The sequence below is a fragment of the Eggerthella guodeyinii genome (genome assembly GCF_009834925.2).
GTDB lineage: Bacteria > Actinomycetota > Coriobacteriia > Coriobacteriales > Eggerthellaceae > Eggerthella > Eggerthella guodeyinii.
Genome location: NZ_CP063310.1, coordinates 1252975 through 1273680, shown reverse-complemented (window position 1 = coordinate 1273680; position 20706 = coordinate 1252975). Strand labels below are relative to the sequence as shown.

Annotated in this window: 21 protein-coding genes; 3 read left to right on the top strand and 18 right to left on the bottom strand. The window is 66.9% G+C overall.

From position 1 onward, the window contains the following. Positions 1 to 265: 265 nt before the first annotated feature. The 15 genes from atpC to GS424_RS05065 form a co-directional block, all read right to left on the bottom strand. Positions 266 to 676: an ATP synthase F1 subunit epsilon gene (gene atpC / locus GS424_RS05135; protein ID WP_154334241.1), complete on the bottom strand. Its 411-nt coding sequence runs from the start codon at positions 674 to 676 to the stop codon at positions 266 to 268. Next, the gene (gene atpD / locus GS424_RS05130) at positions 676 to 2127 is read right to left on the bottom strand and encodes a F0F1 ATP synthase subunit beta (RefSeq protein WP_160943138.1); all 1452 of its coding nucleotides are present in this window, start codon (positions 2125 to 2127) and stop codon (positions 676 to 678) included. The genes atpC and atpD overlap by 1 nt, the downstream gene beginning before the upstream one ends. Then, positions 2128 to 3036, bottom strand: a complete 909-nt coding sequence (gene atpG, locus GS424_RS05125; RefSeq protein WP_154334243.1) for an ATP synthase F1 subunit gamma — start codon at positions 3034 to 3036, stop codon at positions 2128 to 2130. It abuts the gene before it with no gap. Between the two features lie 12 nt (positions 3037 to 3048). Continuing rightward, on the bottom strand, positions 3049 to 4623 hold the full coding sequence (atpA, locus tag GS424_RS05120) for a F0F1 ATP synthase subunit alpha (RefSeq protein WP_186939311.1): 1575 nt from the start codon (positions 4621 to 4623) through the stop codon (positions 3049 to 3051). After that, positions 4617 to 5195 carry an ATP synthase F1 subunit delta gene (atpH, locus tag GS424_RS05115; protein WP_154334245.1) on the bottom strand — a complete coding sequence of 193 codons (579 nt, stop codon included), beginning with the start codon at positions 5193 to 5195 and terminating at the stop codon, positions 4617 to 4619. Before atpH ends, atpA begins: the two co-directional genes overlap by 7 nt. Continuing rightward, entirely contained in the window at positions 5185 to 5805 is a 621-nt protein-coding gene (gene atpF / locus GS424_RS05110; RefSeq protein ID WP_160943139.1) for a F0F1 ATP synthase subunit B, read from the bottom strand. The genes atpH and atpF overlap by 11 nt, the downstream gene beginning before the upstream one ends. 52 nt (positions 5806 to 5857) lie before the next feature. After that, positions 5858 to 6076 (bottom strand): ATP synthase F0 subunit C, encoded by a 219-nt coding sequence (gene atpE, locus GS424_RS05105; protein ID WP_009304825.1) that lies wholly within the window; start codon positions 6074 to 6076, stop codon positions 5858 to 5860. Positions 6077 to 6207: 131 nt separating this feature from the next. After that, positions 6208 to 6993 (bottom strand): F0F1 ATP synthase subunit A, encoded by a 786-nt coding sequence (gene atpB, locus GS424_RS05100; RefSeq protein ID WP_160943140.1) that lies wholly within the window; start codon positions 6991 to 6993, stop codon positions 6208 to 6210. A gap of 19 nt (positions 6994 to 7012) precedes the next feature. Next, positions 7013 to 7294 (bottom strand): hypothetical protein, encoded by a 282-nt coding sequence (locus GS424_RS05095; protein ID WP_154334246.1) that lies wholly within the window; start codon positions 7292 to 7294, stop codon positions 7013 to 7015. A gap of 252 nt (positions 7295 to 7546) precedes the next feature. Next, the gene (locus GS424_RS05090) at positions 7547 to 8020 is read right to left on the bottom strand and encodes a deoxycytidylate deaminase (RefSeq protein ID WP_160943141.1); all 474 of its coding nucleotides are present in this window, start codon (positions 8018 to 8020) and stop codon (positions 7547 to 7549) included. Positions 8021 to 8121: 101 nt separating this feature from the next. Next, positions 8122 to 8757 carry a uracil phosphoribosyltransferase gene (gene upp / locus GS424_RS05085; protein ID WP_160943142.1) on the bottom strand — a complete coding sequence of 212 codons (636 nt, stop codon included), beginning with the start codon at positions 8755 to 8757 and terminating at the stop codon, positions 8122 to 8124. 41 nt (positions 8758 to 8798) lie between these two features. Then, the gene (gene glyA / locus GS424_RS05080) at positions 8799 to 10055 is read right to left on the bottom strand and encodes a serine hydroxymethyltransferase (protein WP_160943143.1); all 1257 of its coding nucleotides are present in this window, start codon (positions 10053 to 10055) and stop codon (positions 8799 to 8801) included. 74 nt (positions 10056 to 10129) lie between these two features. Further along, positions 10130 to 10570 (bottom strand): ribose 5-phosphate isomerase B, encoded by a 441-nt coding sequence (rpiB, locus tag GS424_RS05075; RefSeq protein WP_154334250.1) that lies wholly within the window; start codon positions 10568 to 10570, stop codon positions 10130 to 10132. 15 nt (positions 10571 to 10585) lie between these two features. Beyond that, a complete protein-coding gene (gene glpK / locus GS424_RS05070; RefSeq protein WP_160943144.1) occupies positions 10586 to 12073 on the bottom strand; it encodes a glycerol kinase GlpK in 1488 nt (495 codons plus the stop codon). Beyond that, positions 12055 to 13032, bottom strand: coding sequence for an alpha/beta hydrolase (locus GS424_RS05065; RefSeq protein ID WP_160943145.1), 978 nt, complete (start codon positions 13030 to 13032; stop codon positions 12055 to 12057). Before GS424_RS05065 ends, glpK begins: the two co-directional genes overlap by 19 nt. A 219-nt stretch (positions 13033 to 13251) precedes the next feature. Here GS424_RS05065 and GS424_RS05060 point away from each other — a divergent pair, with 219 nt between their 5' ends. The 3 genes from GS424_RS05060 to GS424_RS05050 all read left to right on the top strand — a co-directional run bounded on the left by GS424_RS05060 (position 13252) and on the right by GS424_RS05050 (position 17660). After that, the gene (locus tag GS424_RS05060; RefSeq protein ID WP_160943146.1) at positions 13252 to 14841 is read left to right on the top strand and encodes an FAD-dependent oxidoreductase; all 1590 of its coding nucleotides are present in this window, start codon (positions 13252 to 13254) and stop codon (positions 14839 to 14841) included. A 121-nt stretch (positions 14842 to 14962) separates the two neighbouring features. After that, positions 14963 to 16342, top strand: coding sequence for a helix-turn-helix transcriptional regulator (locus tag GS424_RS05055; protein ID WP_160943147.1), 1380 nt, complete (start codon positions 14963 to 14965; stop codon positions 16340 to 16342). A 160-nt stretch (positions 16343 to 16502) separates the two neighbouring features. Next, positions 16503 to 17660, top strand: a complete 1158-nt coding sequence (locus GS424_RS05050) for an ABC transporter substrate-binding protein (RefSeq protein ID WP_160943148.1) — start codon at positions 16503 to 16505, stop codon at positions 17658 to 17660. Positions 17661 to 17746: 86 nt separating this feature from the next. On the opposite strand, the gene GS424_RS05045 is transcribed toward GS424_RS05050, so the two are convergent. From GS424_RS05045 to GS424_RS05035, 3 genes are read right to left on the bottom strand one after another with little or no spacing between them, the layout of a single operon-like run. Continuing rightward, entirely contained in the window at positions 17747 to 18580 is an 834-nt protein-coding gene (locus GS424_RS05045; protein WP_160943149.1) for a class I SAM-dependent methyltransferase, read from the bottom strand. Continuing rightward, positions 18567 to 19712, bottom strand: coding sequence for an ABC transporter ATP-binding protein (locus GS424_RS05040; protein WP_160943150.1), 1146 nt, complete (start codon positions 19710 to 19712; stop codon positions 18567 to 18569). The genes GS424_RS05045 and GS424_RS05040 overlap by 14 nt, the downstream gene beginning before the upstream one ends. Further along, entirely contained in the window at positions 19709 to 20704 is a 996-nt protein-coding gene (locus GS424_RS05035) for a FecCD family ABC transporter permease (protein WP_244977681.1), read from the bottom strand. Before GS424_RS05035 ends, GS424_RS05040 begins: the two co-directional genes overlap by 4 nt. Positions 20705 to 20706 lie beyond the last annotated feature (2 nt).

Sequence of the window (20706 nt, the reverse complement as noted above, 5' to 3'; positions counted from 1 at the left end):
CCCGGCGCAGGCGGCATCCGAATCAGCTGCACCGAGCACTCTGGACGCCCACCCGGCCGGCGGCATCCTCGCGATGGGAGGATAGTTCTCGGGAAGGAAATCTCCCCCTTTTGGTCTACGGGGTCTGATCAGGAATAACATCGGTTCTTGGAAAAGCGCGCAAAAAAAGCCCCGGTGGATCACCGGGGCTTTTTCATGAACAGCGGCGTACGGCCGTCGCGTTGCCGGCGGCTGCAAGCCGCATCTCGTCGAGCGCGTTCGAGCCTTACGCCGCCTGGGCGGCCTTCAGCTGAACGTTGCACCACGCCTTGTCGGCAGCGAGCGTCGTCTTGCGGGCTTCCTCCTCGGAAATCCCGGCAAGCTTCTCCTCGATGGCGGCCAGCTGCTCGCGCACCTGCTCGACATCGATCGCGGACACCGGCAGGGCGCGGTCGGCCAGGATGATGACCTTGTCGTCCGTCACCTCGACGTAGCCGCCCTGCAGGGCGTAGCGCGCCACATCTCCGTCAGCGGTCGCCTTCACGCGCGCCTCGCCATCGGCAAGCACGGACACGAGCGGCGCATGGCCCTTCAGGAAGCCCATCTCGCCTTCGACGCCGGGCACGACGACGAGCTCGGCCTCTTCCGAGACCAGCTTCGCCACCGGCGTCACGATGTCGCACATGAACCCAGCCATTATGAAGCCTTCTTCATCTCTTCATACGCAGCGTAGACGTCCTCGATGGAGCCCTTCATGCGGAAGCACTGCTCGGGGATCTCGTCGCACTCGCCGTCGAGAATGGCGGCGAAGGAGCGGATCGTGTCCTCAAGCTTGACGTACTTGCCCGGCAGGCCCGTGAACTGCTCGGCCACGTGGAAGCATTGGCCGAAGAACTGCTGCGCCTTGCGGGCACGGTTCACGATCTTCTTCTGGTCCTCGGACAGTTCGTCCATGCCGAGGATGGCGATGATGTCCTGCAGGTCCTTGTAGTTCTGCAGCAGCTCCTGGATGCCCACGGCCACGCGATAGTGCTCGTCGCCGACGATCTGCGGGTCGAGCGCGCGGGAGGTGGACTCCAGCGGGTCGACGGCCGGGTAGATGCCCAGCTCGGAGATCGAACGGGACAGAACCGTCTTCGCGTCGAGGTGCGTGAACGTCGTGGCCGGCGCGGGGTCGGTCAAGTCGTCGGCGGGCACGTACACGGCCTGCACCGACGTGATGGAGCCGGTGGTCGTCGACGTGATGCGCTCCTGCAGGTCGCCCATCTCGGTGGCCAGCGTCGGCTGGTAACCCACGGCAGACGGCATACGGCCGAGCAGAGCGGACACCTCGGAGCCGGCCTGCGTGAAGCGGAAGATGTTGTCCACGAACAGCAGCACGTCCTGGCCCTGATCGCGGAAGTACTCCGCCTCGGTGAGGCCCGCCAGGCCGACGCGCAGACGCGCTCCCGGAGGCTCGTTCATCTGACCGTACACGAGGCAGGTCTTGTTGATAACGCCCGAGTCGCTCATCTCGAGGTAGAGGTCGGTACCCTCGCGGGTACGCTCGCCCACGCCCGTGAACACCGACGTGCCGCCGTGCTCCTGGGCCAGGTTGTTGATGAGCTCCTGGATGATAACGGTCTTGCCCACGCCGGCGCCGCCGAACAGGCCCGTCTTGCCGCCCTTGACGAAGGGTTCGACGAGGTCGATGGCCTTGATGCCGGTCTCGAAGATCTCGGTCGTCGTGGACAGCTCGTCGTAGTCCGGGGCCGGTCGGTGGATGGGCATGTAGCCCTGCACCTCGGGCATCGGCTTCTCATCGATGGGCTCGCCGATGACGTTCCAGATGCGGCCCAGGGTCTCGGGACCCACGGGCATCATGATCGGATGGCCCGTATCCACCACATCGAGGCCGCGGACGAGACCGTCCGTCGAGCTCATGGACACCGAGCGGACCAGGTTGCCCGGCAGGTGCGTCGCAACCTCGAGCACGAGGTGCAAGTCGCCCGCCAGGGTTTTCGCATCAACCGTCAGCGCGTTGTAAATCGCCGGCAGCTGATCAGGGGGGAACTCGACGTCGACAACGGGACCGACGATACGCACGATGCGTCCGACAGCGCCTTTGCTGGCCTCGATCTCCTCCTTCGTAAGTAATTGTTCAGCCATTTAATCCTCCAAAGCCGCTGCGCCACCGACGATCTCGGAAATCTCCGTCGTGATAGCGCCCTGGCGTACGCGGTTATACAGTCTAGTCAACGTTTCGATCACTTCGGTAGCGTTGTCCGTAGCCGACATCATGGCGTTGCGGCGCGCGCCCTGCTCGGCGGCTGCCGAGTCGATGAGCGCATGGTACAGCGTCGTACGCACATACGCCGGCAGCAAGCGGTCGAGAACGGCCTCGGCACTCGGCTCGAAGATCACGTCGCCCTCAAGCCTCGCATCGCCCTCGGACAGCTGCACGCCGTCGGCGGCAAGCTCGGCCTCGAGCGCAGTGGTGTCGACAGGCAGCACGAGCTCCTCGCGCAGCACCTGCTCGGCAGCGTTCTTCATGTGGTTGTACACGACGACCACTTCGTCGATCGTGCCGTTCTCGTACCCGTCGATGGCATACGCCGCAACGGAAGCGGCCTCCTCCATCGTCGGATCCGCAGAGAGATCCGCGAACGCGAGCTTCGGCTCCACATTTCGGTAGGTGAAGTACCCGACGGCCTTCTTACCGCAGGCAACGATCTCGACGGACGCGCCTGCGGCCTGCTTTTCCTTCATGAGACGCTCGACGTGCCTGAGCACGTTGCTGTTGAAACCGCCGGCAAGACCGCGGTCCGACACGACCACGACGAACAGCACGTTCTTCACTTCGTCGTGCGTGCGCAACAGTGCGTTTTCGGAGCCACCTACACGCTTGGCAACGTTGGCCAACATTTCAACCATGGAATCGGCATACGGGGTCGCAGCCGTCACGCGCTCTCCAGCGCGACGGACTTTGGCACCCGCCACCATCTGCATGGTACGCGTAATCTGCTTCGTCGAAGAGACGGAGCCGATACGCCTTTCTATGTCGTGAAGGTTGGGCATAGTCTACCTGCCTTAGGAAACCGAAGGCGAGAACTGCAGCTTGAAAGCTTCAATCGCAGCGTTCAGGTCGGTTTCGATGGTGTCGGTAAACTTCTGCGCCTTCTCGAGCGCTTCGACGATCTCCGGCTTGGAAGCGTGGATGAAGTCGAGGAACTCGCCGCGGAAGCGGACGACGTCGGGCACGGGGATGTCGTCGAGGTAGCCATGCGCACCAGCGTAGATGGACATAGCCTGATCCATGACGGGCATCGGCACGTAACGACCCTGCTTCAACAGCTCGGTCATATGGGCACCGCGGTTCAGCTGATCCTGCGTGGACTTGTCCAGGTCGCTGCCGAACTGCGTGAACGCCTGCAGCTCGCGATAGGACGCGAGGTCGAGGCGCAGCGTGCCGGCAACCTGCTTCATAGCCTTGACCTGCGCGGAGCCGCCGACGCGCGACACCGAGATGCCGACGTTGACCGCGGGGCGCTGGCCCTGGAAGAACAGGTCGGTGGACAGGAAGATCTGACCGTCCGTGATGGAGATGACGTTGGTCGGGATGTAGGCGGACACGTCGCCGGCCTGCGTCTCGATCATGGGCAGCGCCGTGAGCGAGCCCGCACCGTACTCGTCGGACATCTTGACCGCGCGCTCCAGCAAGCGGGAGTGCAGGTAGAAGATGTCGCCCGGGTAGGCTTCGCGTCCCGGCGGGCGGCGCAGCGTCAGCGACATCTGGCGGTAGGCCACGGCCTGCTTGGACAAGTCGTCGTAGATGCACAGCACGTGACGGCCCGGGTTCTCGGCCGTGGCCGGCTGGCCGTCCTCGCCGTTGTACATGAAGTACTCGCCGATTGCGGCACCCGCCATCGGGGCGATGTACTGCAGCGGCGCGGAGTCGGACGCGGAGGCGTTCACGATGATCGTGTACTCCATCGCGCCATGCTTCTCCAGCGTCTCCACCAGGCCGGCAACCGTGGATGCCTTCTGGCCGATGGCGACGTAGATGCAGATCATGTCCTTGCCCTTTTGGTTGATGATGGCATCAACCGCGATGGACGTCTTGCCGGTCTGGCGGTCGCCGATGATCAGCTCGCGCTGGCCGCGACCGATGGGGATCATCGAGTCGATGGCCAGGATGCCGGTTTGCATCGGCTCCTCGACGGGCTGGCGCTGGATGACGCCGGGAGCCTTGAACTCCACCGGGCGCATGCCGTCGGCCTTGATGGGGCCCTTGCCGTCGATCGGCAGGCCGAGCGGGTTCACCACGCGGCCGAGCATCTCTTTGCCCGAGGGGATCTCCACGATACGACCGGTCGTCTTGACCTGATCGTTTTCCTTGATTGCGGTGACGTCACCAAGCAACACGGCGCCGACTTCGTCCTCTTCGAGGTTCTGGGCCATACCGTAGACGGTCTGGCCGTTGGAACCCACGAACTCGAGGAGCTCGCCCGCCATGGCGTCTTTGAGACCGTCGACGCGCGCAATGCCGTCGCCGATCTGGATGACGGTTCCGACTTCGCGAGACTCGACGCTCGTATTGAGGGCATCAAGCTGCTTGCGCAGTGCATCGTCAATAGACTGTGCGGTGATTTCAGTCACTAGCATTCACCTCCATCTGTTGATAGTTTGAGCACGTTGCGAGCGCTTTCCAACTGCGACAGGACGCTGGCGTCGATTCGCTTGCCGTTGGCGCTCATCAATATGCCGCCGAGCAGGGACGGGTCGATGTGCTCGCGCAACACGACGTTCGTTCCCAGGTCGGCCTCAGCTTTCTTCGTAATGACCTCGCGCAGATGATCGTCCAGGTCGACGACGGTCGTGACGTCGACGACGGTGACGTTCAGCTTCTGTTCGAGCTGTTCTCCATAGCTGGCCCATACGCGCGACAGCAACGCGAAGTCCCCGCGCTCGGCCATGACGGCCAGAACGTCGACGAGGACGGGGTTGCATGATGCGAACAGGTTGCGCACCAGCTGACCCCTCTGCTCGGGCGTATAGGAGCTGTCCTCCAAGGCGTCGGAGAGATCCATGTTCGAACGTGCGATGCGCATGATGCGCTCGGCCTGGTCGCGGACCTCGAGCACGGCGTCCTGACCGCCTGCTTCGTATGCGCCGTCCAACAGAACGGACGCATACGTCGCGACCTTCTCTTTGAGAATTTGGCGGTTAGTTGGCATTGAAACTGCCCGCCTCGTTCACGTAGCGCTCGATGATCTTGCGGTGCTCGGCGTCGTCGAGATCCTCGCCGATCAGGCGAGACGCAACGGCGACGGACAGGTCGGCAACCGAGCCCTGGAGCTCGGAGATGGCGGCCTTCTTCTCCGCTTCGATGGCGTTGTGCGCCTTGTCGATCATCGCGGTGGCCTCGGACTGCGCCTTGTCGGTGATGTCGGCCTTCACGGCCTCGCCCGTCTTCTTCGCATCGGCGACGATCTGGGCGGCCTGGGTCTTGGCATCCTCCAACTGGCGTTTGTATTCCTCAAGCACGCGCTCGCTTTCGACGCGAGCCTGCTCGGACTTCTCAAGGGAATCCTTGATGGTCATCTCGCGCTTCTCCAGCATGGCCTCGAACTTCGGCCAACCGAACTTGGCCAGAACGATCCAAAGCAGGATGAAGATCACGAGCATGGGGATGAACTCCGCCATGTCGGGCAGGATGGCGCTCAGGCCGCCCGATGACTCTTCTTCAGCCGCGAACGCGAGCGCAGGGAAAGCAAACGTCATGCCGGCGCCGGCAAGCGCGGCAAGCCCGATGCGGGCCGATGTTTCTTTCGCTTTAGCTTTCACGTACGTTACCTCCTTGTAAGCCTTATACGGCACGGTATCCGAATGAGGCTTGTTACACGATGAAGGTAAGCACGAAGCCGATGAGGCCCAGAGCCTCGGCGAGAGCGGCACCGATGATGAAGTTCGTGAACAGACGACCCTGCAGTTCGGGCTGGCGAGCGGTCGCAACGCAGCAGCCGTAGCAGGCGATGCCGATGCCCAGGCCAGGGCCGATGGTCGACAGGCCGTAGCCCACGAGCTTCAAAGCCGCAAGAGCGAGTGTAATTTCCACAGTTTCCTCCTTTTACCGTTCTCGGGCTTTTCCCGAGAACCATGGACACCTTCTATGTCAACCAGCCGTGGAATAGCCGGCTAAACACCTAACGTTTCCCGCGCTTGGGCGCGAGGGGCCTCGATCGCGACCTAGTGGTCGGACGTGGCCAGGCCGATGTACACCGCGCTGAGGATGGTGAACACGTAGGCCTGCAGGAACGCCACCAGAACTTCCAGCGCGTACATCGCGAACAGGAACAGCATCCACGCGATGGAGACGCCGCCGACGGCAACGCCCGCGCCCTGGATGGCGGAACCGATGAACACGCTGGTGAGCAGCGCGAAAATGCCGAGGACCATGTGGCCGGCGAACATGTTGCCGTAGAGTCGAACGGCCAGCGTGAGCACGCGCAGCACGGTGGAGAACAGCTCGAGGAACCACACGATGGGAACCATCGGCAGCGGCAGGCCGGCCGGAGCGAACGACTTGAGGTAGCCGCCGAGGCCCTTCGCCTTGATGCCCCAGAAGATGAAGTAGATGAACGAGATGGCCGAGAGCGCCCAGGTGATGCTGATGGACCCCGTGGGGGTCTTGCAGCCCGGGATGAGGCCCACGAAGTTGCTGATCAGGATGAAGAAGAACAGCGTGGCCAGGAACGGCAGGTGCTTCTTGTAGCCGTGGCCGATGGCGCTTTCGCCCATGTCCTTCTTCACGAACTCGTAGCCGTACTCCACCATGTTGGTGAACTTGTTCGTGGGGATGATCGTGAGGCGCTTGCTGGCCGCGAGCACGACGACAAGCGTGATGAGGAAGCAGATGAGCATCCACAGCACGTACTGCGTCATGCCGAACGACCCCGACCCGAACACGAAGGCGGAATCGAAAGAATGCTGCAGGTGGGGTACCTGTTCCGCTAGGGATTCAAGAGGATTCACGTGTCTTTACCTTTCCATCTTACTTCCGCACGAGATTGCTGACGCCGAACCCGATAGCCGCGACGGAAAGAGCCACGACCTCGGCAAGAACAAAGGGCAGGACGAATTCGCGCGCAAGCAGCGCGCAGGCGATAGCCGTAACGAAAAGCACAGCGACGGAGAGCAGCACACCCAAAAGAAGGGCACCGGCGTGCCCCAGGTTGCTGGTATCGGTCACTCGTCTCGTCATGCGCAAACCGGCGAACAGCGGAGCGAACCCCGCGATGCCTGCAAGCGCCCCCAGTACAATAGCTAGTGCCATGTCCCACTTTCTTCTTGACCGTCGAGCGCACACGCGCGCATCCATACCAAGCCACGACGTATGATAACGGAACTTCACGTTTGTCCAACGTCGAGGTTACAAAAAGTTACAAAAATAGGGTGAGTGGAGGAATAAACCGGTCAAAAAACTGCATAAAGCTCGCGTGAACGGTGAGCGAAACCGTATAAAAGGCGGGCGGAGCGCGGGCGGGCGGCCGCGGAGGGCGCCGGGGCCGCCCTCGGGCGCCCTCCCCTACAGGTCGAACACGCGCAGCTTCATGCCCGCCTCCTCGAGCATGGACATGGCCAGCTCGTCGGGATACGGGTTCTGGTAGACGATCTCCTCGATGCCGGCGTTGATGAGCATCTTGGCGCACACGACGCACGGCTGCGTGTTGATGTAGATGGACGCGCCCGTGATGTTGATGCCGTAGCGCGCCGCCTGGATGATGGCGTTCTGCTCGGCGTGCAGACCGCGGCAGATCTCGTGGCGCTGCCCGCTGGGCACGCCGAGCTGAGAGCGCAGGCAGCCGGTCTCGGCGCAGTGGAGCATGCCCGTGGGCACGCCGTTGTAGCCGGTGGCCAGGATGCGACGGTCCTTCACGATGACCGCCCCCACGGCGCGGCGCGTGCAGGTGGTGCGGGTGGCCACCTCGTTCGCCAGCGTCATGAAGTACTCGTCCCAGCTGGGGCGCTTGTCAAGCAAAGGCTCGGTTGTCGTTTCCATGGGCATCCCGTCTCTCGGTTCAAGCTTCCTACGGCGCGGGGCGGCGCGTGCGGCTCGCAGAACAGAGGCCGGCGCCGTGAAAGGGCGCCGGCCCCGGCGCGTTACTTCGTGCCGAAGATCCTGTCGCCGGCGTCGCCGAGGCCGGGGACGATGTAGGCGCGATCGTTCAGGCACTCGTCGATGGCGCAGGTGTAGATCTGCACGTCGGGATCGGCCGCGAGCACGGCCTCGATGCCGACGGGCGCCGCCACGAGCACGACGAGCTTGACGTTCTTCACGCCCTGCTGGCGCAGGTAGTGGATGGCCGCCGTGGCCGAACCGCCCGTGGCCAGCATCGGGTCCACCACGAGCACGCTGCGCTGGGCGATGCTGTCGGGCAGCTTCGCGTAGTACTCGTGCGGCTCGTGCGTGTCGGGGTCGCGGTACATGCCGAGGTGGCCGACGAACGTGGAGGGCATGAGCTCCTGCAGCCCCTCCACCATGCCGAGGCCGGCGCGCAGGATGGGGACGATGACCATCTTCTTGCCCGCCACCTGCTTGCACGTGGTCTTGCAGATGGGCGTTTCCACCTCGACGTCCTCGAGCGCCAGGTCGCGCGTGGCCTCGTAGCCCTCGAACATGGCCAGCTCGCGCACGAGCGCGCGGAAATCCTTCGAGGACGTGTTCTTGTTGCGCAGCTTGGACAGCTTGTGCTGGACCATCGGGTGGTCGACGACGGTGACGCGGTCGTAGTGCATGGGCGAGGCCTTCTTTCTTGCGGTCTGGTTCCTGTTCGGTTCTAGTAGTCGAGCTCGGGGTAGAGCGGGTGGGCGGCCAGCAGGGCGTCGGCCTTGGCGCGCACGTCGGCGAGCTTCGCGTCATCGGCGGCGTTGAACACCGTGGCGGCGATGAGCTGCCCCACCTCGTAGAAGTCGTCGGCCGTGAAGCCGCGCGTGGTGGCGGCGGCGGAGCCCACGCGGATGCCGCTCGTGACGAACGGGCTGCGCGGCTCGTTGGGGATGGAGTTCTTGTTCACCGTGAGGCCCACGCTCTCGAGCAGCCTCTCGGCGTCCTTGCCCGTGACGTCGGCGGCCGTGAGGTCGACGAGGCACAGGTGGTTGTCGGTGCCGCCGGACACGAGGCGCAGGCCGCCGTCCATCATGCCCTGGCCGAGCGTGCGGGCGTTCTCCACCACGTGGTCGATGTACTCTTTGTAGGCGGGCTGCTGGGCCTCGCCGAACGCGATGGCCTTGCCGGCGATGACGTGCATGAGCGGGCCGCCCTGCGCGCCGGGGAACACGGCCTTGTCGATCTTCTTGGCGATGTCCTCGTCGTTGGACAGGATGAAGCCGCCGCGCGGGCCGCGCAGCGTCTTGTGGCTCGTGGACGTCACGACGTCGGCGTGCGGCACGGGGCTCGGGTGCGCGCCCGTGGCCACGAGGCCGGCGATGTGGGCCATGTCCACCATGAAGTACGCGCCCACCTCGTGCGCGATGGCGGCCATGCGCTCGAAGTCGATGACGCGCGGGTAGGCGCTCGCGCCGCCCACGAGGAGCTTCGGGCGGACGTCCTTGGCGATGCGCTCCACCTCGTCGTAGTCGATGGTCTCGGTCTCGGGATCGAGGCCGTAGGCGGCGAAGTTGTAGAAGCGCCCCGAGAAGTTCACCGGCGAGCCGTGCGTGAGGTGGCCGCCCTGGTCGAGGCTCATGCCCAGCACCGTGTCGCCCAGCTCGAGCAGCGCGGCGTACGCGCCGAAGTTCGCGTTCGCGCCGCAGTGGGGCTGCACGTTCGCGAAGTTCGCGCCGAACAGCTCGCAGGCGCGGTCGCGCGCGAGGTCCTCCACGAGGTCGACCTTCTCGCAGCCGCCGTAGTAGCGCTTGCCGGGATAGCCCTCGGCGTACTTGTTCGTGAGCACGCTGCCCACGGCCTCCATGACGGCGGGCGACGTGAAGTTCTCCGAGGCGATGAGCTCGATGGAGTCGCGCTCGCGGGCGAGCTCCTGGCGCATCGCGTCGGCGACGGCCGGATCGGTCTGGGGTACGTACTGGAGGGCCATGGGCGGTTCCTTTCGATGAGTACGAAGCGAAGTGATCATGCTAGCACAGGACGGCGGGCGCGCGGCCCGCCCGGTTATTCGTTCTCGAGAGCGGCGATCTTCTCCACGCGACCTGCGTGGCGCCCGCCCCCGAAGGCGGTGCTGACGAAGGCGTCGAGGATCTCGCGGTTCGTGGGCTCGTCGACGAAGCGGCCCGACACGGCGACGACGTTCGCGTCGTTGTGCTCGCGCGCGAGGGCGGCGAACAGCGGGCTGGTGACGTTGGCGGCGCGGATGCCGTCGATCTTGTTGGCGGCCACGGCCATGCCGATGCCCGTGCCGCACACGAGCACGCCGCGCTCGGCGGCGCCGTCCACCACGTCGTGCGCAACGAGCGCGGCGTAGTCCGGGTAGTCCACGCGGTCGTCGCAGTCGGGGCCGCGGTCGATCACGTCATGGCCCTGCGAGGCCAGGTAGTCGACGAGCGCCTGCTTCTGCTCGAACCCCGCATGGTCGCTTGCAATGCTGATCTTCATCGATTCGTCCTTTCGTTAGCTCATCGTGCGCTCGACGGCGCGCTTCCAGCCCTCGAGCAGGTTCTCGTGGCGCTCGTCTTCCATGCCGGGCTCGTAGATCGCGTCCGACGAGCGCAGGGCGCGGAGGCTGTCGGCGTCCTTCCAGAACCCGGTTGCCAGGCCCGCGAGGAACGCGGCGCCGAGCGCGGTCGTCTCGGCGTTCTGGGGCCGGCGCAGCGGCGTGCGCAGGATGTCGCTTTGGAACTGCATGAGGAAATCGTTCGCGGACGCGCCGCCGTCCACGTTGAGCACGCTGAGCGGCACGCCGGCGTCGGCCTCCATGGCCACCGCGAGGTCGCGCACCTGGTACGCGAGCGACTCGAGCGCGGCGCGCACGATGTGCGCCCGGCCGGTGCCGCGCGTGAGCCCGTAGATGGCACCGCGCGCCTCGGCGTCCCAGTACGGCGCGCCCAGGCCGGTGAACGCGGGCACCACGTACACGCCGTCGGTGCCGTTCACGCTGCGGGCGATGGCCGAAGTGTCGGCCACGTCGTCGATGATGCCCAGGTCGTCGCGCAGCCACTGCATGAGCGCGCCGGCCATGAACACGCTGCCCTCGAGCGCGTACTCGGGGCCCGCGCCGGGGCCCGACGCGGCGATGGTGGTGACGAGGTTGTGCGTGGAGCGGCACGCCTCGCCGCCCGTGTGCATGAGCAGGAAGCAGCCGGTGCCGTACGTGTTCTTCGCCTGGCCCGGTTCGAAGCAGCACTGCCCGAACAGGGCCGCCTGCTGGTCGCCCGCCACGCCGCAGATGGGCACGTTCGGCACGATGCCGGCGCTGGCAGTGCGGCCGAACTCGCCCGACGAGGGACGCACGTCGGGAAGCATGGACGCGGGGATGCCGAACAGGTCGAGCAGCCAGGGGTCCCATGCGAGCTCGTGGATGTCGAACAGCATGGTGCGGCTGGCGTTCGTCACGTCGGTGGCGTGCACGCGGCCCTGCGTGAGCATCCAGATGAGCCACGTGTCGACGGTGCCGAAGGCCAGCTTGCCGGCCTCGGCGTCGGCGCGGGCGCCCTCCACGTGGTCGAGGATCCACTTGATCTTGCTGGCGGAGAAGTAGGCGTCGGGCACGAGCCCCGTCTTGTCGACGATGGCGCGCGACACCTGCGGATCGGCCGTCAGCTCGTCGATGATGGGCGCCGTGCGGCGGCACTGCCACACGATGGCGTTCATCACGGGCTCCCCCGTTTCGCGGTTCCACACCACGGTGGTCTCGCGCTGGTTCGTGATGCCGATGCTGTCGATGTCCTCCGAGCCGAGGTTGTGCGCCACCAACAGCTCGGTGAGCGCTCCCAGCTGCGACGACAGAATGTCGCGCGGGTCGTGCTCGACCCACCCGGGCTGCGGATAGAGCTGGGGAAACGGGTTCTGCACCGCATCGACGACGCACCCGCGCGCGTCGACGAGCATGGCGCGCGACGAGGTGGTTCCCTGGTCGAGCGCTACGACGTACTTTGGCATGCATGCTCCTCAATCCAATCGACCGTCTCAGTATAAACCTGAGCCCGCCCCGGTTCGTTGAGGATTTCGTGGCGCATGCCCTCGTACAGCTTCACCTCCACATCCTGCACACCGGCGCGGCGCAGCAAGTCGGCCGCCGCCCGCACGCCCTTGCCGCAACCGCCCACCGGGTCCTCGGCGCCGGAGACGAACAGCACGGGCAGGTCCTTCGGCACCTTCGCCGCGCACGACGGCGACACCACCTCGCCCGTCAGATCGGTGAGCGTGGCGTAGCCGCCGACGGAGAACAGGGCGCCGCACAGCTCGTCGGCGATGTAGGCGTCCACGACGGCCGGGTCGGTGGATATCCAGTCGTGCGGCGTGCGCGGGTTCTCGACCTGCTTGGCGTACGCGCCCACGCCCATGTTGTCCAGGAGCGTGCTGCGGTAGTCGGGCCCCTTCGTCTTCGCGAGGAAGCGCGCCAGCGCGTTGCCGGCCTTCGACAGGACGAGGGGCTGCTGGCCCGTGCCGCAGATGACGGCCGCCGCCACGTCCTCGCCGTAGCGGGCCAGGTAGGCGCGCGTGACGAAGCTGCCCATGGAGTGGCCGAACATGATGTAGGGCGTCTGGCGCGAGTAGCGGGCGGTGACGGTCTTGCGCAGCTCGTGGACGTCCTCGATGAGGATCTCCTTGCCGTCCGGCGGCAGGCAGCCCAGCTCGTCTGCGGAGGCCACGCTCTTGCCGTGGCCGATGTGGTCGGCGGCGCACACCACGAAGCCGCGTCCCACGAGGAAGCGCGCGAACTCGTCGTAGCGCCCCACGTGCTCGACCATGCCGTGGACGATCTGCACGACGCCGCGCGGAGCCGTGCGGCGGCGGCTTCCCCGCGCCTGCGCCTGCTCCCACACGAGGCCTTTGATGGTGGACGTTCCGTCATGGGACAAAAAACCGATCGGCGCGACTGCAACCTCTGTATCCATATGATCCCCTCCCCAGGAGTTTTATCCCATTATACCCGCACGGGGAAGGTTCGGGCGGAAGCGTTACGCGAACGACCCCTGGGGAAGCCTCCGGGAAAGGCGCATGGCCCGAAAAGGGCCATGCGCCTTTCGGTCGGTTTGGCCCTTTCCAGGTCTCGGCAGCGACGCGGCGGCGCGGCACGCTGGGAGCCGCATGTTCCAACGAAACAAGGAGGAGAAATGGAACAAGGGAATGCATCGTTCTACTCGCGTCGCTCGTTCGTGAAGGGGGTGGCCCTCGCGGGCTCGGGCATCGCCGCGCTCGGCGCCCTTTCGGCCTGCGCGCCGAAGGCCACGTCCGACGCCGGGCAGGACGCCGGCTCCGCGACGGTCGGGGCCGGCAGCGCCGAGGGCGTGAGCTGGACGTCCGAAGCCGACGTCGTCGTGGTGGGCTTCGGAGGCGCGGGCTCGGCCGCGGCGATCGAGGCCGCGGAAGCGGGGGCGAGCGTCGTGCTGCTCGAGCTCAACTCCCAGGGCGGCGGCTCGACGGCGGCCAACGGCGGCTACATCATGATGGGAGGCACCGATCTGCAGAAGAAGTTCGGGATCGAGGACAGCACGGAGAACTTCTACGCCTACCTGTCCGCCGCGGCGGGCGAGAACGCCGACGACGACGCCATCAGGCTGGTGTGCGAATCGGCGCCCGACCTGTATCGTTGGCTCGTCGAGCACGGCATGGACTTCGAGTCGGGCATCTGCGACGAGAACCGCAACCTGTCGGCCGACAAGGGCGGCATCAGCCTGATGTACAGCGGCAACGAGCGCGCCCGCGACTTCGCCGCCGTGGCCGCCCCGGCGCCGCGCGGGCACTGCCCGCAGCCGGGCTCCACCGGCCAGGACATGTTCGCCGCGCTCAAGGGAGCCGTCGAAGCCGCCGGCGTCGAGGTCATGTACGAGACGCCGGGCGCAAGCCTGCTGACCGACGGCGGCGGCCGCGTCGTGGGCATCGCCGCGAAGGGGCCGAAGGGCGACGTGTTCGTGAAGGCGAAGAAGGGCGTCGTGCTCACCTGCGGGGGCTTCGTGGACAACGAGGCGATGCTGAACGCGAACTACCCGTTCCTCAACAAGCGCGGCCCTCGCCTGACCACGGCGGGCTCCGAGAACGGCTCCGGCATCCTCATGGGGCTCGCCCTCGACGCCGCGACGCGCGGCATGGGGTGCTTCCAGATCGGGTACACGATCGTGACGTTCAGCGAGCCGCTGGCGCGGGGCATCCTCGTGGACGGCACCGGCCGCCGCATCGTCGCCGAGGACGAGTACAACTCGTTCCTCGGGAGGGCCATCATCATGGCCCCCACCTCGAGCTGCTACCTGATCGTCGACGACGCGACCCGCGCCGAAGGGGGCGGCAAGCTGGGAGACCCCCTCGTCAGCTCGAGCGACCTGGGCGAGATCGCCGCCAAAACCGGCATCGACCCCGACGTGCTGCAGCGCACGGTCGCGTTCTACAACGAGTCCGCCGCGCTGGGCAGCGATCGGGAGTTCGGCAAGAAGCAGCAGTTCCTCAAGGCCTTGGACGAGGGGACCCTGCACGTGTTCGCGGCGGGGTCGGAACAGTGCTACACGGCGAGCTGCGGAGGCCTCGCCATCGACCTCGACGCGCACGTGCTGGGCAACGACGGCGAGATCATCCCCGGCCTGTACGCCGCGGGACGCAACGCGGGAACCATCTACGGCTGGTACATGGGCAGCGGCTCGTCCATGCTCGACGTGCTCGTGTTCGGGCGCATCGCGGGACGCAACGCCGCGGCGGAAGCCTCAACGGAATAAGCAGGGCGGCGCGCGCTGCGTAAAGAGCCGGCGCGCTTGGTATAATGGCCGAATCCGCACGCGATAGCCGGGCGGATTCGGCTTTTTCCGTTTCCGATCGCCTCGAGGGAGACCCGCTCGCATGAAGAGCCCGAACAACGCGCCCCTGCTGCTGTCCTCGGTGGGTTTCGGCAACGCGACGCTCTGGTACTTCTTCTCGCATCCCTGGATCGTCGAAGGGCCCCTCGGCTCCACGACCGGAATCGCCGAGGCGGGCGGCTCCAACACGCTGCCCGTCAGCTTCCTCATCGCCGCGACGCTTGCGATCGGCTACCTGCTGCACAAGTCCCTCGGCACCCGCCGCCTCGTGCGCGGCGCGATGGCGCTCATGCTCGTCTGCGCGCTCGCGATTCCCGCCCTGGCCGCCTGCGCGGCGTGGAACCTGCTGGCGCCCCGCGCGTTCTACCTCGCCTGGACGGCGGCCTCCAGCGTGCTCTTCGGGCTCGCCCACATCCTGTGGATCCATCGGCCGACCGAGCAATCGCTGCGCGAGACCATGGTGTCGCTCTCGCTGGGCCTGGTGTACGCCGGCGTCGCGGCCGCGCTGTTCGCCGGCGGGTCGCATGCGCTCATCGGGTGGTCGATCTGCGCGCCCCTCGCCTCCTGCCTGTCGTTCGCGCTGGCGTACCGCGGCGCGGGCGCCCGCATGCGCAACGGCGCCGGAGCGCAGCCCGCGGACGCCCTCGCGACGGCGAAGCGCATCCCCTTCGTCGCCATCTACGCCGCCATCATGGGGTTCGCCACCACGCAGTTCTTTATCCTCAACGCACCCGCCGCCCAGCAGGAGATCGGCGTGGCGACGGTCCCCCTCGTCGGCATGGTGTTCCTCTTCGCCGGGCTGTTCATGCTGAGGACCATGAACGTCACCTGGTTCCTGTTCCTCAGCGCCGTGTTCTTCGCAACGCTCATCCTGCTGTGGTTCGTGTACCCGGGGCTGACCGAGCCGATCCTCGGCGCGACGAGCTCGCTTCACTGGGTCAGCTTCATCCTCGTCGCCTGCTCGGCCCACGAATCCCGCCTGCTCCCCCAAGCGAGCTCGGCGTCGTCGACGTACGTCATGCTGGCCATCTACTACCTGGCGAGCGGCATGGGCAACGTCGCCATCCACCTCGGCATCGCCTCGCGCGGGCTCATCTGCCTGCTCGCCCTGGCCATCCTGCTTGCCGCCTTCGCGCTGGCGCGCCACGAGCGCGGCCTGTTCGCCTTCGAGGGCGGCATCGCGCGCGAGGCTTCGGAGCGTCAGGAGGCGATCGGGCTCCTCGCCGCGCAGCACGACCTCACGCCGCGCGAGACCGACGTCTTCGCGCTGCTCGCCGAGGGCAACTCCCTCAAGCACATCGCCGAGACCCTCGTGCTGTCGGAGAACACCGTGAAGCGCCATCGCTCGAACGTGTACGCGAAGCTGCAGGTGGGATCGCGGCAGGAGCTGCTCGACATCGTGCGGCAGAGCACGGCGGCCTGAGGCGGGATGCGGCCGGCCGCGTTGGAAGCGTTGGCCGCATCGCTCGCGTTGGAGGCGCCGTCCGCGTTGGAGGCGCCGTCCACCTGAAAGAGTGTTACGAATCTGAAAAACGTGTTACCATTCCCCCGTACCGTACATCAGGGAAGGGAAAGGACACCGCATGATCCGTAGCAAGCATCGGGGGCGCCTCGCCGTCGCGATGGCGACGGCGCTCGCTGCCATCCTGCTCGTCGCAGCGCTCGCAGGATGCAGCACCCCGCAGGACGAAGCCGCGCAAGGCAGCGCCGCGCCGGAGCAGCAAGCTTCCACGCAAACCGTCACCGACATGGTGGGCCGCACCGTCGAGGTGCCGGCCAAGGCCGAGAAGGTCGTCGGCATCGGGTCGAGCTCCCTGCGCCTCATCGCGTATCTGGAAGCCGTCGACACGGTCGTGGGCGTCGAGCAATCCGAGCTCGAGGACAACGTCACCTGCAGCTACCGCCACGTGTACCACGACACGCTCAAAAACCTGCCCGTCATCGGCGACGGCGGCTCGAAGGGCGTCACGCCCAACGAGGAAGCCATCATGCAGGCGGGCCCCGAGGTGATCTTCGCCTCCATCGACAAGGACGCGGCCGACTCGCTGCAGGAGAAGACGGGCATCCCCGTGGTGTGCCTGACGCTGAGCGACATCGTGTTCGACCAGGTGTTCTACGACAACGTGAGCCTGGTGGGCAGCATCGTGGGCAAGCAGGATCGCGCCGACGAGATCGTCGCGTACATGAAGGACACGCAGCAGGACCTCGAGCAGCGCACGTCCGGCATCGCCGACGCCGACAAGAAGACGGCCTACGCCGCCGGCATCAGCTTCCGCGGCGGGCACGGTTTCGCCGGCACCGAGGCGCACTTCCCGCCGTTCGAGGAGACGGGCGTCGAGAACATCGCCGACGTGGCCGGCGCGAGCGGCGCTTTCGACATCGACCTGGAGAAGGTGACCGCCGCCCAGCCCGACTGCATCTTCGTCGAGGGCAGCAACCTCTCCCTCGTCAAGGAGGACTACGACAACAACCCCGGCTACTTCGCCGAGCTCAAGGCGGTGCAGGACCGGCAGACCTACACGCTGATCTCCTACCGCTTCTACGCCACGAACATCGAGCTGGCGCTGGCGAACTGCTATCAGGTGGGCGCCATGGTGTACCCCGACCAGTTCGAGGACGTCGACCCCACCGCGAAGCTCGACGAGATCACCGAGTTCTTCCTGGGCAAGAAGCTCTCCGCCGACCTGGCAGCCGAAGGCTACGAGTTCAAGCAGATCGACCTGACGAACATCGCGGCGTAGCGGCGCGGGAGCGCGGCCGGCACGACCGCGCGCATGCCGCCCCCGATCCGTCGGGACCATGAGAAAGGGGCCGCGAGGCCCCTTTCTCATGCGCGCATGCAGCCCGACGGCCCCATGCGCCAACCCATGAGCATCACCGTGGTGTCGATGCGCTCCTCCACCACCCCGTCGGCGGCCAGCGCGCGCAGCCGCTCGGCGACCGCGGCCTTCTGCCCGGCGTCGAGGTCGGAGGCCACAAGACGGTCGGCGTACAGCCCGACGGCCGCGTCGAGCGGGCGCGCCACGCGCCACACGTCCTCGTAGCTGCGCACCGTAGGCACCTTCCCCGCCAGCCACACGGCCGAGAACGCCTTGAGGAAATCGTCGTCCATGCCGCGTCCGCCCGGCTCGATGCCCACGAGCCGCCGCAGCTCGTCGAGGACGGCGTCGGTGCGGCGCGCGGGCTTCGCGATAGCGCAGTAGCGGCGCGCGAGCCCCATCATCTTGGCGAACGTCTCGCCGTCGGCGACGGCGGGCGTCAGGTGGGCGATGACCACGTCGAAGGGACCGTCCAGGCGCATGGTCCTGAAATCGCCCTGCGCGAACTCCACGTTCGCGCATCCGGCGTCGGCAGCCTTGAGCCGCGCGTACTCGACCATCTTCCCCGAGAGGTCGATGCCCGTCACGTGCGCCGCGCGGCCCGCCAGCGCGATGGCGTAGATGCCCGACCCGCAGCCGATGTCGAGCACCGTGGCGCCGTCGAGCGGGGCATCGTCGGCAAGGAGCTCGAGGAAGGGGTCGTCATCCCACGAAGGCACCGCGAAATCCTTGTACTCCTCCGCCGACGCGTCCCATACGGCCGCGTCGGCGTACCCTCCTGAACGCGAGCGCGTCCACGAGCGGTACAGCGCCTCGAGCGCCCTTTGATCAGCCGCGACCATGTGCACGCCTCCTTTCGTCTCGAAGCGTCTCGGACGGCTCGTCCTTCGGGCCGTCCAGCGGAATGGCCACGGGCACGCCGGCCACCTGCTGCACGCAGAACGGCACGTCGTAGGTGGCCGAGAGCGTCTCGTCGGTCACGGCCTCGCGCCCGCCGCAGGCCACCACCGTGCCGTCGCGCACGAGCAGGAAGCGGTCGCAGAAGCGCAGGGCCAGGTTGATGTCGTGAATGACGAGCACGGTGGCCAGCGCCCCCTGCCGCGTGATGGAGCGCACCGTCTCGAGCACTTCCAGCTGGTTCTTCGGGTCGAGGGCGCTCGTGGGCTCGTCCAGCAGCAGCACCTCCGGCTCCTGCGCGAGCGCGCGGGCGATGTAGACCTTCTGGCGCTCGCCGCCCGACAGCTCGTCCAGGAAGCGCGTCGAGAACGGCTCCAGGCCCAGCCGGTCGATGGTCTCGGCCACCACCGTGCGATCGTAGTCCGACAGCGCCCAGGTGAGGTGGGGACGCCGCCCGAGCAGCACCTGGTCGTACACGCTCAGGTGCGGGATGCGCTGCTGCTGGGCGACGTAGGCGATGTGCTGCGCGGTCTCGCGGCGGCTGAGCGACGCCAGCGCGCGACCCTCCACCTCGACCGTGCCGGCCGTGGGCCTGACGATGCCGGCCAGCAGGCTGAGCAGCGTCGACTTGCCCGCGCCGTTGTTGCCGAGGATGGCGGTCACCGTGCCCGTGCGCACCTCCAGGCCGATGTCCTCGAACACGGCCCCGTCCGACGCGGGATAGGCGTACGACAGGCCGCGCGCGGAGAGCACGGCGACGTCCGCCGACGCCGCGTCGTGCTCGTGAAGCGGCGGCTCGCCGTGCCGGGTCGCGTGCTCGTCGACCGGGTCGCCCGCCGCGTCGCGCCCGTGCGGGGCCTCCCCCTCCCCTTCTTCGTGCCGATGGTAATGGTTGTGCACCGTGCCGTCGGCGTGCTCGTGCACGTGAGCGTGCGCATCGAACACCCGGCGGGAAAGCGCCTCGGCCTCGCTGTCGTTGATGGAGGGGCAGAACCGCTCGCTCGGGCCGAAGCATCCCCCGATGGAGCCGGCCACGTCCCTCGTCCTCAGCGGCCGCCCGCCGCCCAGCGCGCTCATCGTTTGTACCCCCGGTACAGCAGGTACAGGAACAGCGGCGCGCCTAAGAACGACGTGATGGCGCCGATGGGCAGGATGATGGGCGATATGACCATGCGCGCGGCCAGGTCGCTCGCCAGCATGATGATGGCGCCCAGCACCAAGGAGGCGGGCAGCAGGAAACGGTAGTCGTCGCCCACGAAGCGGCGCGCGATGTGCGGCGCGATGAGGCCGATGAAGTTGATGAGCCCCACGAACGACACCATGACGGCGGCCATGAGCGAGGCCACCACCACGCCCAGCACGCGCGTGCGCTTCACGTCGACGCCCAGGCCGCCCGCCACGTGGCCGCCGTTCTGCAGCGCGTTGTAGTTCCAGCGGTTGGCGAAGAAGTACGCGGCGCATGCGGTTCCCAGCAGCGCCATGAGCCCGATCTGCGACCACGTGGCGCGACCGAGGTCGCCGAACTGCCAGAAGATGACCTTCGTGAGCTCGAGGTCGTCCGAGAAGTACTGGATGATGGTGGACGCGCCGGCCCACAGCGCCGAAAGCGCCACGCCCACCAGGATGATGCTCTCGGGGCTCGAGAACCCCAGCCGCGAGAACAGCAGCACGATCAGGCTGGACGCCATCGCCCCCGCGAACGCGAACAGCGCGATGGTGCCCATGCCCACGTTCGTGGACGAGCCGGCGAACGACGGGATGATCAGCAGGATGGCGACCGTGGCGCCGAAGGCGGCCCCCTGCGAGATGCCCACGGTGGACGCGGAGGCCAACGGGTTCTCCAGCACGCTCTGCAGCGCGGCGCCCGCCAGCGCCAGGCCCGCCCCCGCCACGATGGCGCACACCACCCGCGGCAGGCGGATGGAGCGCACCGTCATGACGTCCTGGGACGAGCCGAATCCGAACAGCGCCTGGGCGCTGTCGAGCAGCCCCATGTCCGACGCGCCGCTCGCGAGGGCCGCGAAGGCGACGAGCACGCACACTGCGACGAGCGCGGCAATGATCGCCACGT

Excerpts from the sequence above, each read along its gene's own strand:
- atpC (WP_154334241.1), bottom strand. The coding sequence starts at position 676 with ATGGCTGGGTTCATGTGCGACATCGTGACGCCGGTGGCGAAGCTGGTC.
- atpD (WP_160943138.1), bottom strand. The coding sequence starts at position 2,127 with ATGGCTGAACAATTACTTACGAAGGAGGAGATCGAGGCCAGCAAAGGC.
- atpG (WP_154334243.1), bottom strand. The coding sequence starts at position 3,036 with ATGCCCAACCTTCACGACATAGAAAGGCGTATCGGCTCCGTCTCTTCG.
- atpA (WP_186939311.1), bottom strand. The coding sequence starts at position 4,623 with ATGCTAGTGACTGAAATCACCGCACAGTCTATTGACGATGCACTGCGC.
- atpH (WP_154334245.1), bottom strand. The coding sequence starts at position 5,195 with ATGCCAACTAACCGCCAAATTCTCAAAGAGAAGGTCGCGACGTATGCG.
- GS424_RS05095 (WP_154334246.1), bottom strand. The coding sequence starts at position 7,294 with ATGGCACTAGCTATTGTACTGGGGGCGCTTGCAGGCATCGCGGGGTTC.
- GS424_RS05090 (WP_160943141.1), bottom strand. The coding sequence starts at position 8,020 with ATGGAAACGACAACCGAGCCTTTGCTTGACAAGCGCCCCAGCTGGGAC.
- upp (WP_160943142.1), bottom strand. The coding sequence starts at position 8,757 with ATGCACTACGACCGCGTCACCGTCGTCGACCACCCGATGGTCCAGCAC.
- glyA (WP_160943143.1), bottom strand. The coding sequence starts at position 10,055 with ATGGCCCTCCAGTACGTACCCCAGACCGATCCGGCCGTCGCCGACGCG.
- rpiB (WP_154334250.1), bottom strand. The coding sequence starts at position 10,570 with ATGAAGATCAGCATTGCAAGCGACCATGCGGGGTTCGAGCAGAAGCAG.
- glpK (WP_160943144.1), bottom strand. The coding sequence starts at position 12,073 with ATGCCAAAGTACGTCGTAGCGCTCGACCAGGGAACCACCTCGTCGCGC.
- GS424_RS05065 (WP_160943145.1), bottom strand. The coding sequence starts at position 13,032 with ATGGATACAGAGGTTGCAGTCGCGCCGATCGGTTTTTTGTCCCATGAC.
- GS424_RS05060 (WP_160943146.1), top strand. The coding sequence starts at position 13,252 with ATGGAACAAGGGAATGCATCGTTCTACTCGCGTCGCTCGTTCGTGAAG.
- GS424_RS05055 (WP_160943147.1), top strand. The coding sequence starts at position 14,963 with ATGAAGAGCCCGAACAACGCGCCCCTGCTGCTGTCCTCGGTGGGTTTC.
- GS424_RS05050 (WP_160943148.1), top strand. The coding sequence starts at position 16,503 with ATGATCCGTAGCAAGCATCGGGGGCGCCTCGCCGTCGCGATGGCGACG.
- GS424_RS05045 (WP_160943149.1), bottom strand. The coding sequence starts at position 18,580 with ATGGTCGCGGCTGATCAAAGGGCGCTCGAGGCGCTGTACCGCTCGTGG.
- GS424_RS05040 (WP_160943150.1), bottom strand. The coding sequence starts at position 19,712 with ATGAGCGCGCTGGGCGGCGGGCGGCCGCTGAGGACGAGGGACGTGGCC.